Origin of the sequence: Microbacterium sp. GXS0129 (assembly GCF_044769785.1) — a bacterium.
GTDB lineage: Bacteria > Actinomycetota > Actinomycetes > Actinomycetales > Microbacteriaceae > Microbacterium > Microbacterium nymphoidis.
In genome coordinates this window covers 1269422-1281599 of the sequence record NZ_JBIZVZ010000001.1, presented here as the reverse complement: position 1 = coordinate 1281599, position 12178 = coordinate 1269422, and the positions used below count along the sequence as shown (strand labels likewise).

Sequence of the window (12178 nt, the reverse complement as noted above, 5' to 3'; positions counted from 1 at the left end):
GCGGCGTAGGGTGATGGAGTCCCCTGTGAGGGGACGGAGAGAGAGCACAGTGACAGACGCACCCTCCACCGGCGAGATCCTCAAGCGCCTCGCCCCGATGATCTACGGCCCCACGGTCCTGTTCAGCCTGGGCGAAGGCGCTGTCGTCCCGCTGCTGCCGGTACTGGCCACCAAGCTCGGCGCGGACATCGCCATGTCGTCGCTGATCGTCGCGGCGCTGGTGGTGGGTCAGCTGTGCGGCAACCTCCCCGCCGGGTGGGCCGTCGCACGCTTCGGCGAACGGCGCACGATGATCATCTCGGGACTCCTCGCCCTCGTCGGCGTGGGACTCCTCGCCTTCGCGACCGGGGTCGGGATGCTGATGGCGGCGGCCCTGGTCATCGGGTTCTGCGCAGCAGCGTTCGCGCTGGCGCGGCACTCGTTCATGACCACGCGCGTCCCGCTGTCCTTCCGCGCCCGCGCGCTGTCGCTGCTGGGCGGCTCGTTCCGCTTCGGGATGTTCATCGGGCCGTTCGTCGCGGCAGGTCTGCTCTGGGTGTTCGGCGACGAGCGTGCGAGCATCTGGTTCCTCGGACTGTGCCTGATCGCCGCGGTCGCGCTGGTGCTGTTCGGCCCGGACCCGGAGACGGTGGCACCGCTTCCCACTCGGCCCACGCCCCGCCAGGCATCTCCCGCCGACACCGGTGAGCCCATCACCGGCGGCATCGCGATCATCCCCTCTCACGAGGGCGTGTTCCGCACCATGTGGCGCTACCGCGGTGTGCTCGCACGGCTCGGTGTGGCAGCGGCATCGCTGTCGGCGGTGCGGTCCGCGCGTCAGGCGATCCTTCCGCTCTGGGGCGTTTCGATCGGGCTCGATGCGCAGACCATCGCCCTCGTGGTGGGGTTGTCCGGAGCGATCGACTTCGCGCTGTTCTACGCGAGCGGTCAGGTGATGGATCGCTTCGGCCGGCTCTGGGCGGCGCTGCCGGCCATGCTTCTCATGGGCCTCGGCTTCGGCGCTCTGGCACTGACGCACGATCTGCCGAGCTCGGCGATGTGGTTCGCCGCGTTCGCCATGGTGCTCGGTGTGGGAAACGGTCTGTCCAGCGGAATCCTCCTGACGCTCGGCGCCGATGTCGCCCCTCAGCACGACCCCGCGCCGTTCCTCGGATCCTGGCGAACGCTGACCGACGCCGGCGGCGCGCTCGCACCCGTTCTCATCTCCGCCATCACCGCCCTGCTGTCGCTGGCGTGGGCGACCGGCCTGATGAGCATCGTGGCCTTCGCCGGAGCCCTCGGCTTCATCCGCTGGGTGCCGAAGTTCATCCCGGGCGCACAGCGGCGGCCGACGGATCCGGACGCCGACGAGGGCTGATGCGGACTCGCCGACGGCCGTAGAGCGCAGCGTTACGCCGTCCGGAACCGCTCCAGACCCTCACCCGGACTAGCCGACGGCCGTACGGGCGATGGCCGTGGATCGCAGTGTCACGCCGGCGGGAACCACGCTGCTGAACAGCGGTGGGAGCCACCTCGTCTCCACCGTGACGACCGCACTGGCACCATCCGGCGTACTCGACTCGACCAGCGCCGCCTCCCCCGGCGTCGCTGCGATGAGCGCCGCGGCGCCACGGGAAACTCCCGATGGGCTCAGCACCGCGAGCGGCACACCATCGGTCACAGAGAGGGTGAATGTGTCCGCGGCCGCGAGCGCGGCTGCCTCGGCGACGGCGTCGAGGCTGCGCTGCGCCAGGCTCAGACTGGCGAGATCGATGGTCGTGACCATCAGCACGGCGGTGAGCGCGCCGTAGCCGATCACGAGCGGGAGCAGACTCCCGCTCTCATCCCGGAGCATCATCAGCGCCCGTCCGGGATACGGTGCACGACGATCGCCTCAACGGGGATCGCGGTGGACTGCGCGATGTCGAGCACGGCCGGCGCCAGCGGAAGCACGGCGGAGGTGCCGACCCGCACCGTGACGAACGTGCCGGGTGCCGGACAGGGAGCCGACAGCGGCCGGCAGGAGATCTCGACCCGCATGGCGTCCGGTTCCATCCCGTACTCGGCGGCGACCGCCGCGAGGACGGCGTCGGCAGAGCCGGATCCGCCGCTCAGCACGCGGGCGATCTGCCGCGCGGCGGTCTGCACACCCATGGCCTGATTGTGCACGCCGTTCAGGGCGACGCCGAGATACATGATCGGCACGAGCAGAACCACGCCCGCGACGATGAACTCGAGCGACGCCGAGCCGGCGTCATCCGACCACCAGCGACTCCATCGGCGCACGGCCCACCACCTCCAGTCCATCCGGGACGCCGAGGAAGACGATGAGCGGCAGCACCGCCGTGACGCGCACCTCGATGGTCGGCACGCCCAGTGCATCGCTGCGGGAGGCATGGACCGCACCGACGAGATCGGAACCCGCAGACGAGCTCACCACTTCCCGCACGACGACCTCGATCTCATCCGGCGTCACGTCGGCGAGCGCCGCCTCATAGGCCGCCTGCACGGCCGCGTCGTGCACGATGTTTCGGATGTGGACCGCGATCCCGATCTGGATCACGGCCACCGTCAGCAGCGTGAGGAGCGTGCCGACCAGCGTGAACTCCACCACGGCGGAGCCTCGCTCGTCCCGCCAGAGCCCCGGTGTCCCGTGCATTACGAGAACTGCACACCCTTCAGCGCGTTGTCCACGAGGTCGACCAGCGCCGGGCCCGCGAAAGCCCAGATCACCATCACCAGCGCGGCGGTCATGATCGTGATGAGCACCCACCCGGGAACGTCGCCGGCTTCGTCGTGGATCAGTTCCTGGGCCCGCAGGCGCATCCTCTTCAGCATGCCCCTACGCTGTCAGTCGAGCCCGGATGAGACGGGATTAATCCACAGGCCGATAACGCAGCTCGGGCCGTCCCGCAGCACCGTACTGCGGCTCGACGAGTGCCTGCCCGGCTTCCAGCAGCTGCTGCAGATAACGCCGCGCGCTCACTCGGCTGAGACCGGTCAGCGCCGCGATCTCAGCCGCGCTGGCGCCGTCGGGCATGCCGGCGAGAGCGAGTGCCACGCGCCGCTGCGTGACCGCGGAGCCTTCGCTGGCCGCACTCACCGTTCCCCGGTCGCGCAACAGGTCATCGATCGCCCGCTGATCGAGGGTGTCTGCCGCGGCGCGCCGCTCCTCCGTCAGCGCTACGTGGACGGCATCCAGCCGTTCGTGCATCGCGCGCATCGTGAACGGCTTCACCAGGTAGTGACGCACCCCCAGCTGGCGCGCCCGCCGGACGGTGTCGAGCTCGGACGCCGCGGTCACGGGCACCACCTCGCCGCCGAACCCGTGGGCGCGCGCGGTACGCAGCACGGCGATGCCGGTCATGTCCGGCAGATAGATGTCCAGCAGGACGAGATCCGGCTTCATCGAGACGATCGCCTCCAGCGCCGCCCGGCCGGTGGCGACCGTGCCGACGACGATGAAGGACGGATGCCGCTCCACGAACCCGCGCGTCACGCGCGAGACCTGCGGATCGTCCTCCACGATCAGCGTGCGCAGCCCGCTCATGTGTTCGCCACCACCGCCGTACTGCGGGGCAGTCGCACCTCGAACCGGGCGCCGCCGAGCGATGAGTCAGAGACGACAACGCCGCCGCCCGCACGGCGGGTCACACGGGACACCAGGGTGAGGCCATAGCCGCGCGGCAGTCCTCCGTGCGAGCCCTTCGAGGTGTGCTCGAGGGAGAACACGTCATCGCGCCGATCCGGGGCGATACCCGGGCCGTCGTCGTCCACCGTGATGAGCAGCGCCCCCGAACTGTCCTCCTCCAGGGCGACCTCCACGGTCCCATCGCGCCCGGCCGCCTCGATCGCGTTGTCCACGAGGTTTCCGATCACCGTGATCCGGTCTCGCGAGTGCTCACCCGCTGCGGAGACCGTACCGCGGCAGCGCACCTCGAAACGGACTCCGGCCTCCCGGGCACGCGCGCGCTTCGCGATGAGCAGCGCCGCGACCTCGACATCGTGCAGGTCGGCGGGCAGACCTCCCGAATCCGCGTCGTCGCCGCTGGCCCGCTCGATGAAGCTGCTCGCCGCATCGTGCTCACCCAGCTCCAGCAGCCCCCCGATCGTGTGCAGCGTGTTCGCGAACTCGTGCTGCTGGGCGCGCAGCGCCTCGGCGATGCTCTGGGCGCCGGCGAGCTCGCGCAGCGCCGTGTCCAGTTCGGTGCGATCCATCAGGATGATGACCGTGCCGACCCTTCTCCCGTCGACGATGACCGGATCCACGCGTGCCAGCAGGATGCGTTCCCCGGCCAGCGCCAGCTGCTGCGGACCGGAATCCGCGTCGGGCTGATCCAGGTCCACGTCCAGCAGCTCCCGAATCGGCAGCCCCACCAGCGACGACTCCTCGGAGCGATCCAGCAGGCGGAGCGCGGCATCGTTGCAGAGAACAACCCGGCGGTGGGGATCCAGCACCACGATGCCGTCGCCGATTCCATGCAGCGTCGCGTCGCGCGTATCGAGCATCCGCTTGATCTCGTCGGGCTCCACCCCGTAAAGGCGGCGGTGGACGAACGACGTGGTGGCACTGGACAGCAGAGCGCCGATCACCGCCGCCACCGCGAGCGCGAGCGCGAGCCAGCCGATGTTCACCAGATACGCCGAGTGCAGATCGGTCTCGAGGATCCCCACGGAGACCTGGCCGATGATGGTGTCATCCGCCGCTCGCACCGGGATCTTCACACGCCAGGAGGTTCCGAGCGTCCCCGTCTGTGTGCCCACGTACATCGAGCCGTCCAGCGCATCCAGGGGTGTCGAAGCCACCTCACCGATGCGATCGGGGTCGGGGTGGGAGAAGCGGATGCCGTCGGCGTCGGTCACCACCACGTAATCCACGTCACTGGCCGCCCGCACCAGCTCGGCGATCGGCTGGATGATCGCCGACGGATCGGAATCATCGAACGCGTCCAGCACCGCGGGCAGGCTGGCAACGGACTGGGCCACTGCGATCATGCGATCGCGGTACGAGTCGCGCACCTGCTGACCCTGCACCAGCGCGACCGTCACGCCCGTTCCCACGATCACGACGAGCATGATCGCAGACTGCACCGCCAGCAGTTGCGTCCGAAGCCCCGTCGCTCGCCTCACGCACCTGAGGCTAGCCGCTTCGCGGCAGCGGCGACGGATGGTCCGTGACCAAAACGACCACAACGATTCTTGCGACCAGAACCTCCGCACAGCCGGTCGCCTCCCTAATGTCGGTCTCCATCGCCCCGGCAGCGCACCGCGCCGGGAACTCAAGGAGGAGACATGCGATCTTTCACGCAGCACGCCCGGCTTCGCCGTCGCGGCGTTTTCGTGTCCGGCGTTCTCGTCACAGCGGCCCTGGCGCTGTCGGCGTGTTCGGGGACGGCCGGCGCACCCGCCGGCGGCAGCACCGCCGGCGGTGCTGAAACGGCGATCACCTCGCTGAAGGTCATCGCACCCGCCGACCCCGGCGGCGGGTGGGATCAGACCGCCCGCGCGCTCTCGCAGGTGCTCACGGAAGACAAGCTGGTTTCCTCCGCACCGGTGACGAACATCGGCGGCGCCGGTGGAACCGTGGGGCTGGCGAACCTCGCCACCGAGAAGGAGCCCGCCACGCTCATGATCACCGGATCGGTGATGGTGGGAGCGGTGGAGACCAACAAGAGCAAGGACCGCATCGAGGACATGACCCCGATCGCCAAGCTCACCGAGGAGCCCGCCGTGATCGTCGTTCCGGCGTCCAGCCCCTACCAGGATGTGAAGAGCCTCATCGCGGCGATCGTGAAGGACGGCCCGCAGGTCGCCATCACGGGCGGCTCCGCCGGCGGCACCGATCACATCCTCGCCGGCCTGCTGCTCACCGACGCCGGGCTGGACGCCGCCACGATTCCGCAGAAGCTGAACTACGTCGCCAACTCCGGCGGTGGGGAGGCTGCGACCATGCTTCTCGGCAACAACGTCGCGGCCGGCATCTCGGGCGTCGGCGAGTTCGCCGAGCTGATCGCGTCCGGCGATCTTCGCGCGCTGGCCGTGTCGGGTGCCGAACGATCCGAGAAGCTCCCTGATGTCCCGACCCTCACCGAGGAGGGTATCGATGTGACCGCCACGAACTGGCGCGGTGTGATCGCCCCCGGCGGCATCAGCGACGGCGACCGTGCGGCCCTCACCGACCTGGTCACCCAGGTCCACGACTCCGACGCCTGGGCATCGATCGTCGCGGAGAACGGGTGGACGGACGCGTTCCTCACCGGAGCGGACTTCGACACCTTCCTCACGGATGACATCGCGCAGACGAAGGACACCCTGTCGGTGATCGGACTGGTGGGATGAGCGAGGCGTCGGCTGCGGCCCCCGAAGCGGGGGTCGCAGCGGCGCCGGGTCGCGCCTACCGCGTGGAGTCGATGGTCTTCGTCGGGCTGCTGATCGCGCTCGCCGTGTCCGTGCTCCTCACCGCGGGTGCCATTCCCGAGCCCGCCTCCACTGCGGGGCTCGGGCCGCGTGTCATCCCCTACGCCGTCGGCGGGCTCATGCTGGCCGCATCGGTCGCGGTGTTCGTCGGCCAGCTGCGCGGGAGATTCGGCGAGCCCGATGGCGGCGAGGACATCGATCTCGAGAGCTCGACGTCCTGGGTGACCACGGCGATCGTGGTGCTCGCTTTCGTTTCTCTGATCGTGACGATCCCCGCTCTCGGGTGGCCCCTGGCGGTCACCATCCTGTTCGCGGGTGCTGCGATCCCCCTGGGCGCGAAGCGCTGGTGGGTGGCCGTTCTCGTCGGGCTGGCGCTCGGTGTTGCGACGTGGTTCGCGTTCGGACAGCTCCTCGGCCTCTCCCTGCCCGCGACGGGTTACCTCACGAGCTGGGTCGGAATCTGACATGACCGCAGATTTCGCCCGCCACCCGCAGTTCCGCTCCGAACGGAGAGCAGACCATGGATAACCTCAGCCTGCTGCTCGACGGCTTCGCCGCCGCCCTGCAGCCGATGTACCTCCTCTATGCCCTTCTGGGCGTGCTCGTCGGGACAGCCGTCGGTGTGCTTCCGGGCATCGGGCCCGCGATGACGGTGGCGCTGCTGCTGCCGCTCACCTACTCCCTCGAGCCCACGGCCGCCCTGATCGTGTTCGCCGGCATCTACTACGGCGGCATGTACGGCGGCTCGACCACCTCGATCCTCCTCAACACACCGGGAGAATCGGCCTCAATCGTCACGGCGCTTGAGGGCAACAAGATGGCGCGTGCCGGACGCGCGGCGGCCGCACTCGCGACCGCCGCCATCGGCTCCTTCGTCGCGGGCACGATCGCGACGGCGTTGCTCACCCTGCTCGCCCCGGTCCTGGCGCGCTTCGCGGTGTCGCTCGGGCCCGCCGACTACTTCGCACTGATGGTCGTGGCCTTCCTCACCGTCGGCGCCCTCATGGGCACCTCGGTGCCGCGCGGGCTCGTGTCCCTGTCCATCGGCCTGTTCATCGGGCTCGTCGGCACGGACGTGATCACCGGTCAGGCCCGCTTCACGCTCGGGGTTCCCGAACTCGGTGACGGCATCGATGTCGTGATCGTGGCGGTGGGACTGTTCGCGCTCGGCGAGGCGCTCTACGTGGCATCGCGGCTGCGCAACGGGGAGATTCCGATCATCCCGATTACCCGGGGCTGGCGCACGTGGCTGCGGCGATCGGACTGGAAGCGGTCGTGGAAGCCGTGGCTGCGCGGAACGGCGATCGGATTCCCGATCGGCACCATCCCCGCTGGTGGTGCCGACGTGGCGACCTTCCTCTCCTACGCCACCGAGCGCTCCCTGGCCAAAGAGCCCTACAAGAGCCAGTTCGGAAAGGGCGCGATCGAGGGCGTGGCCGGCCCGGAGGCCGCGAACAACGCGGCCGCCGCCGGTGTTCTCGTGCCGCTGCTCACGCTCGGCATCCCGACCACCGCGACCGCCGCGATCATCCTGACGGCGTTCAAGACCTACAACATCCAGCCCGGTCCGCAGCTGTTCAGCTCGAACCCCGGACTCGTGTGGGCGCTGATCGCCAGCCTCTACATCGGCAACGTGCTGCTGCTCGTGCTGAACCTCCCGCTGGTGGGCATGTGGGTGAAGCTCCTGCAGATCCCGCGTCCGTATCTGTATGCCGGGATCCTGGTGTTCGCGGGGCTCGGTGCCTACGCGGCGAACTTCACGGTGTTCGATATCGGCGTGATCGCAGTGTTCGGCGTGCTGGGCTTCTTCATGCGAAGGCTCGGCTTCCCCGTGTCTCCGATGGTGGTGGGGGCCATCCTCGGGCCGATGGCGGAGGACGAGCTGCGTACGTCGATGCAGATCGGGTTGGGGAACCCGGCGTATCTGGTGCACACGCCGTTCGCCGTCACCGTGTACGTCGTGATGATCGCGATCATCGTGCTCGCGCTGTGGCTGCGGCGGCGCCGCGCCCGGTACGAGCGCACGGTGGAGGCCGGGGATGCCACCAGCACGACGGCCACGATCCGCACGGTGGATCTGGAGATCGAATCGCACGAGCCTCACCCGGAGCCGGATCGCGGACGCCTGTCCACCTCGACGATCCGCACGCAGCGCAAGCGGCGCCGCTGAGTTCGACGATGGACGCGTGTGGCCCGGAATCTACGAATCCGGGCCACACGTCATTCGTCGTCCGGGCGCTGTCGCGTTAGTCCGAGTCGTCGGTGCGCTCGCACCCGCAGCACCGCTGCCACACAGCATCCGGCACCGAGTGCCGTCATCAGGAGCGAGCTGAGGATGCCGTCCTGCGCGGCGAGCAGTCCCAGAATCCCGGATGAGAGGAAGACGACGCCGATCAGGGCGGCCGCACACGCGTCGATCACGTGTGCCCATCGACTGCGCATGGACATCGCGAGCCCGCTCAGAATTCCGGCCGAGGCGAGGATCGGCACCGTGATCGGGAGGCCCGGCGAGACCAGAGCGAAGATCAGCAGAGCACCGAAGCCGACGACGAGCACCACGCCGAGCCCGCGACGGAGCGTCACGCCTCCTGCGCCGTTCACGGTTCGGGGAAGATGCGCCGGTGCGGCTCGCACCAGCCGCTCACCCGGTCGATGACGAGTTCCAGCGCAACCCGGGTGGTGTCGTCCTCTTCGTCGCTGGCCGCGAGTGCCCGGTTGAACAGGGTGAACATCGTGCGCTGATCCATGCCGGCGCCATCACGCAGGTCCACGGCAAGCGCGGCGAGACGATCACTCAGGTCCGTGTCGGCATGGTCGGCGAGCACGGCCTGCAGACGCGCGTTCGGGTCGTCAAGGGTCATTCGTCCATCGTCGCAGAATCTAGCCGCAGGCGGCGGATTCCACCGACCGATGGGGGTGCATTGCGCGAGCGGGAGCGGGAGCGGACGCATTTGCTTCCCAGTGCCAGAGGGGGGCACGATGGCGTTCAGCAATCCTGAGGAGTCGTTGGCACGGATTCAGGAGGATGTCGCGCGGGCGGAGGCTCGGGCGAAGGCGCTGCCGTTAACGGCATCCCCAACCAGTACATATTGGAGCAATAGCTATCATGTCAGAACAGCTCATCTTAAATGACCTGGTCTCCAAATGGGTGTCGTTGACGAGAGAGTACGTCGGAGCAGCTCCCGATGTGAGTGCGTACTACCTCTATGGTCTGCATGAGCGCATCGGCACGGGCGGCCGGCTGTTCAGCGTGCCGTTGTTCGAGCAAAAGGGTGCGATCGTCTGGGCCGGGCGCCTCGTAGGCGCAGAGAACAGCATCGAACGTCAGCAGAGCGTGCTGCGTCTCATGAATGAAGACTTTTCTGGGGCGACTGCGGCTTTTGACAGTGAAGGCATTCCGGCACCGACGGAGTATCGCATTTACTACGAGCCGGGTAGCGGAAAACTGGATGCCCAGCTCTCGCGCGAGGTGAGATACTACGGCACCACGGAAACAACTCCACTCGATGGCGTGAAGGCCTGGCTCGGTACCCGGATGCCCGAGCGATAGAACTCACCGATGCCTGGGCAGAGCGGCGGAAAGAGAGCGGCAAGAGGCGCGTTCGGCAGGTAATCCGCCGTCCTGACGGGAAATACACCTTCCTGACGGACGAATCTCGTTCGACGTTTGCATCATTTCCAGACTGCGGCTGCACGACTCACTTCCCCCGAACCGCAGAACATAACCGCGGGCGAAGCTCTGCCGCAGCGGCCGGATGTCAGTTTCACACTGGGCGATCACGGATCACAGAGCGGGCTGAGCGCGGTGTTGCGGACGGCGGGACGCGCGGGGCCGGGCACAGTCCCCGCGCGCATCACCCCAGGCGCAGGAGGTGGATTCCGGGGAACACGGCGAGCAGGACGGAGAGCGGCAGGATGAGGAACACCAGCGGGAACAGCATGGTGACCTCTTTGCGACCGGCCTGATCGAGCATCCCCTGCTTCCGATCCTCCCGAGCATCGGTCGCCTGATCGCGAAGCACGGCGGCCAGCGGTGCACCCCGCTCCAGCGCGGACAGGAGATGATCGAAGGCCCGGCTCACACCGGGGACCCCGATCCGCTCCCCCGCCGCCGCGAGCGCTGTCGCCAGATTGGATCCGGTCCCGGTCTCCACGGTGACGGCCCGGAGTTCCCCGGCCAGCGCACCGACGCCGACCGAGGCGGTGCGCTTCACCGCGTCGTGCAGGCTCTCGCCCGCGGCCAAGCAGAGCGCGAGGAAGTCGAGGACGGTGGGCAGTTCGTCCTCGATGCGCTGACGGCGCCGGTTCACCGCCTGCGTCAGCCAGACGTCCGTGCCGAAGAAGCCGGCGACACCGAAGACGATCGGAAGCAGCAGCGATGGGATGGTGAAACGTCCGGTGAGCGCCAGCCCGATGGTCACGAGGGCTCCCAGCGCCGCGGCACCGACGGCGAGCGCCAGTTGCCGCTCGCGGAACCGCTCCGCATCCGCCTTCCATCCCGCGCGCCGCAGGCGTGTCGCCAGCACGGTCGTCCCTCCCAGCAGCGGCACGAGCCGACGGCGAAACGCCCGCCAACCGACCCGTACCAGGGCCGTCAGTCCGGCGGCGGGGTCGATCAGAGCGGGTGCGGGCAGACTCGTCCCTGCCGGGTCCGTGATGTCGCGGACGTAGGGGGCGATGCGTCGGACCAACTGCGGAGCCGACCAGCGCGGCAGCGCGGCGAGGATCGACCAGAGCCCGCTTCCGAGAACGGTGCCGAGCAGCACGGCGATCGCGGCATCAGTCAGTGCAGCGGTCATCGAAACCACCGCCGCTGCTCCGGCAACCGGCCGATGCGCAGCATCAGCCGGTAGGCGACGAACGACACGCCCGCTGCCACCGCGATCAGCACCACACCCATCGGGGTGGAGTAGGCCGCTGCTCCCTCGGGACGCGCGACCAGGAGTCCGAGGATGACCCAGGGTGCCACCACGCCGACGACCGCCGCGCCACGGATCCAGGACTGCCGCGCCGTCACCTCGCCGCGCACCGCCGCTTCGGCCCGCACCGCCGTCGAGAGGGAGCGCAGCACGTTGGCGAGCTCCGTACCGCCCACCTGACGCGCCATCCGCAGCGTCTCCACGATGCGATCGGCGGTGGGATCGGCCAGACGCTCCTTGAGAGCAAGGACCGCAGAGTCGAAGTGCCCCGAGGCTGCGAGATCTGAGCGGAACCGCGCGAACTCGGCTCGCACGGGCTGCGGTGCCAGGTCCGCGAGCGCGGCCACGCCGTCCGGCAGGCTCTGCCCGGCGCGCACCGAGGCGACCAGCAGATCGCAGACGTCGGGCCACACCGACCGCCGATCCTGATGCCGCCGCGCTCGCCGGGCGCGCAGCACGGAGAACGGGACGACCGCGCCGGCGAGGAGCGCGAGTGCCGCGAGCACGGGCAACCGTGTCAGGACCCATACCGCCGACGCGGCGACGAGCGCGCACATCGCGGCACCGATCAGAAGCGCGCCGGGCGAGAGCGACGATGCCCCGGCCTCTGCCAGCAGCGTGCGCATCGCTGAGGCCGGGCGGCTCTCGACGGCATCATGCGGGGCCCGGCGCGGCCAGAGCCACACAGAGGCGATGCAGAGCACTCCGGCGGCGAAGCAGATCGCCCACAGCGCAGTCATGCGGCGCGCTCCGCACGGTAGAGCACGCGTGCCCCGGGCTCCCCCGCGGCGAAGCAGATCACGCAGGGCACAGTCATGCGGCGCGCCCCGTTCCGATAGCGGACTCGTACCCCGCACGCACCC

The 12178-nt window shown here is 69.1% G+C and carries 15 protein-coding genes; 5 read left to right on the top strand and 10 right to left on the bottom strand.

Going from position 1 to position 12178, the window contains the following annotated elements; all coding sequences use genetic code 11:
- Positions 1-97: 97 nt before the first annotated feature.
- Positions 98-1357, top strand: coding sequence for an MFS transporter (locus ACIQJ5_RS05800; protein WP_231091350.1), 1260 nt, complete (start codon positions 98-100; stop codon positions 1355-1357).
- A gap of 69 nt (positions 1358-1426) precedes the next feature.
- Here ACIQJ5_RS05800 and ACIQJ5_RS05795 read toward each other — a convergent pair whose 3' ends face one another.
- Genes ACIQJ5_RS05795 through ACIQJ5_RS05770 form a run of 6 tightly spaced genes read right to left on the bottom strand, consistent with a single transcriptional unit; the run spans position 1427 to position 5109 of the window.
- The gene (locus ACIQJ5_RS05795) at positions 1427-1837 is read right to left on the bottom strand and encodes a hypothetical protein (protein WP_402841773.1); all 411 of its coding nucleotides are present in this window, start codon (positions 1835-1837) and stop codon (positions 1427-1429) included.
- The gene (locus tag ACIQJ5_RS05790; RefSeq protein WP_402841771.1) at positions 1837-2265 is read right to left on the bottom strand and encodes a TadE family protein; all 429 of its coding nucleotides are present in this window, start codon (positions 2263-2265) and stop codon (positions 1837-1839) included. Before ACIQJ5_RS05790 ends, ACIQJ5_RS05795 begins: the two co-directional genes overlap by 1 nt.
- A complete protein-coding gene (locus ACIQJ5_RS05785) occupies positions 2234-2638 on the bottom strand; it encodes a TadE/TadG family type IV pilus assembly protein (protein ID WP_231089727.1) in 405 nt (134 codons plus the stop codon). The genes ACIQJ5_RS05790 and ACIQJ5_RS05785 overlap by 32 nt, the downstream gene beginning before the upstream one ends.
- On the bottom strand, positions 2638-2817 hold the full coding sequence (locus ACIQJ5_RS05780) for a hypothetical protein (RefSeq protein WP_402841767.1): 180 nt from the start codon (positions 2815-2817) through the stop codon (positions 2638-2640). The genes ACIQJ5_RS05785 and ACIQJ5_RS05780 overlap by 1 nt, the downstream gene beginning before the upstream one ends.
- A 37-nt stretch (positions 2818-2854) precedes the next feature.
- The gene (locus tag ACIQJ5_RS05775; RefSeq protein WP_402841764.1) at positions 2855-3529 is read right to left on the bottom strand and encodes a response regulator; all 675 of its coding nucleotides are present in this window, start codon (positions 3527-3529) and stop codon (positions 2855-2857) included.
- Positions 3526-5109, bottom strand: coding sequence for an ATP-binding protein (locus ACIQJ5_RS05770; RefSeq protein ID WP_402841761.1), 1584 nt, complete (start codon positions 5107-5109; stop codon positions 3526-3528). The genes ACIQJ5_RS05775 and ACIQJ5_RS05770 overlap by 4 nt, the downstream gene beginning before the upstream one ends.
- A 162-nt stretch (positions 5110-5271) precedes the next feature.
- Between ACIQJ5_RS05770 and ACIQJ5_RS05765 the strand changes: the two genes are divergently transcribed.
- From ACIQJ5_RS05765 to ACIQJ5_RS05755, 3 genes are read left to right on the top strand one after another with little or no spacing between them, the layout of a single operon-like run.
- On the top strand, positions 5272-6318 hold the full coding sequence (locus ACIQJ5_RS05765) for a Bug family tripartite tricarboxylate transporter substrate binding protein (protein WP_402841758.1): 1047 nt from the start codon (positions 5272-5274) through the stop codon (positions 6316-6318).
- The gene (locus ACIQJ5_RS05760; RefSeq protein WP_402841755.1) at positions 6315-6860 is read left to right on the top strand and encodes a tripartite tricarboxylate transporter TctB family protein; all 546 of its coding nucleotides are present in this window, start codon (positions 6315-6317) and stop codon (positions 6858-6860) included. Before ACIQJ5_RS05765 ends, ACIQJ5_RS05760 begins: the two co-directional genes overlap by 4 nt.
- A 56-nt stretch (positions 6861-6916) precedes the next feature.
- Positions 6917-8566, top strand: coding sequence for a tripartite tricarboxylate transporter permease (locus ACIQJ5_RS05755; RefSeq protein ID WP_402841752.1), 1650 nt, complete (start codon positions 6917-6919; stop codon positions 8564-8566).
- A gap of 50 nt (positions 8567-8616) precedes the next feature.
- Here the strand turns inward: ACIQJ5_RS05755 and ACIQJ5_RS05750 are convergent, their stop codons facing one another.
- Both ACIQJ5_RS05750 and ACIQJ5_RS05745 read right to left on the bottom strand, forming a co-directional pair.
- Positions 8617-8979, bottom strand: coding sequence for a hypothetical protein (locus ACIQJ5_RS05750; protein WP_402841749.1), 363 nt, complete (start codon positions 8977-8979; stop codon positions 8617-8619).
- Positions 8980-8993: 14 nt separating this feature from the next.
- Complete coding sequence (locus tag ACIQJ5_RS05745; protein WP_402841746.1) at positions 8994-9257, bottom strand: hypothetical protein; 264 nt, start codon at positions 9255-9257, stop codon at positions 8994-8996.
- A gap of 245 nt (positions 9258-9502) precedes the next feature.
- Here ACIQJ5_RS05745 and ACIQJ5_RS05740 point away from each other — a divergent pair, with 245 nt between their 5' ends.
- Positions 9503-9946 (top strand): hypothetical protein, encoded by a 444-nt coding sequence (locus ACIQJ5_RS05740; protein WP_402841743.1) that lies wholly within the window; start codon positions 9503-9505, stop codon positions 9944-9946.
- Between the two features lie 304 nt (positions 9947-10250).
- Here the strand turns inward: ACIQJ5_RS05740 and ACIQJ5_RS05735 are convergent, their stop codons facing one another.
- Both ACIQJ5_RS05735 and ACIQJ5_RS05730 read right to left on the bottom strand, forming a co-directional pair.
- Positions 10251-11195: a type II secretion system F family protein gene (locus ACIQJ5_RS05735; protein WP_402841740.1), complete on the bottom strand. Its 945-nt coding sequence runs from the start codon at positions 11193-11195 to the stop codon at positions 10251-10253.
- Complete coding sequence (locus tag ACIQJ5_RS05730; protein ID WP_231089710.1) at positions 11192-12055, bottom strand: type II secretion system F family protein; 864 nt, start codon at positions 12053-12055, stop codon at positions 11192-11194. The genes ACIQJ5_RS05735 and ACIQJ5_RS05730 overlap by 4 nt, the downstream gene beginning before the upstream one ends.
- Positions 12056-12178: the final 123 nt, after the last annotated feature.

What these genes read in the sequence shown, in the direction of transcription:
- ACIQJ5_RS05785 (WP_231089727.1), bottom strand. Translation starts at nt 2,638, where the DNA reads ATGCACGGGACACCGGGGCTCTGGCGGGACGAGCGAGGCTCCGCCGTG.
- ACIQJ5_RS05755 (WP_402841752.1), top strand. Translation starts at nt 6,917, where the DNA reads ATGGATAACCTCAGCCTGCTGCTCGACGGCTTCGCCGCCGCCCTGCAG.
- ACIQJ5_RS05795 (WP_402841773.1), bottom strand. Translation starts at nt 1,837, where the DNA reads ATGATGCTCCGGGATGAGAGCGGGAGTCTGCTCCCGCTCGTGATCGGC.
- ACIQJ5_RS05775 (WP_402841764.1), bottom strand. Translation starts at nt 3,529, where the DNA reads ATGAGCGGGCTGCGCACGCTGATCGTGGAGGACGATCCGCAGGTCTCG.
- ACIQJ5_RS05765 (WP_402841758.1), top strand. Translation starts at nt 5,272, where the DNA reads ATGCGATCTTTCACGCAGCACGCCCGGCTTCGCCGTCGCGGCGTTTTC.
- ACIQJ5_RS05735 (WP_402841740.1), bottom strand. Translation starts at nt 11,195, where the DNA reads ATGACCGCTGCACTGACTGATGCCGCGATCGCCGTGCTGCTCGGCACC.
- ACIQJ5_RS05740 (WP_402841743.1), top strand. Translation starts at nt 9,503, where the DNA reads ATGTCAGAACAGCTCATCTTAAATGACCTGGTCTCCAAATGGGTGTCG.
- ACIQJ5_RS05800 (WP_231091350.1), top strand. Translation starts at nt 98, where the DNA reads ATGATCTACGGCCCCACGGTCCTGTTCAGCCTGGGCGAAGGCGCTGTC.
- ACIQJ5_RS05730 (WP_231089710.1), bottom strand. Translation starts at nt 12,055, where the DNA reads ATGACTGCGCTGTGGGCGATCTGCTTCGCCGCCGGAGTGCTCTGCATC.
- ACIQJ5_RS05760 (WP_402841755.1), top strand. Translation starts at nt 6,315, where the DNA reads ATGAGCGAGGCGTCGGCTGCGGCCCCCGAAGCGGGGGTCGCAGCGGCG.
- ACIQJ5_RS05745 (WP_402841746.1), bottom strand. Translation starts at nt 9,257, where the DNA reads ATGACCCTTGACGACCCGAACGCGCGTCTGCAGGCCGTGCTCGCCGAC.
- ACIQJ5_RS05780 (WP_402841767.1), bottom strand. Translation starts at nt 2,817, where the DNA reads ATGCTGAAGAGGATGCGCCTGCGGGCCCAGGAACTGATCCACGACGAA.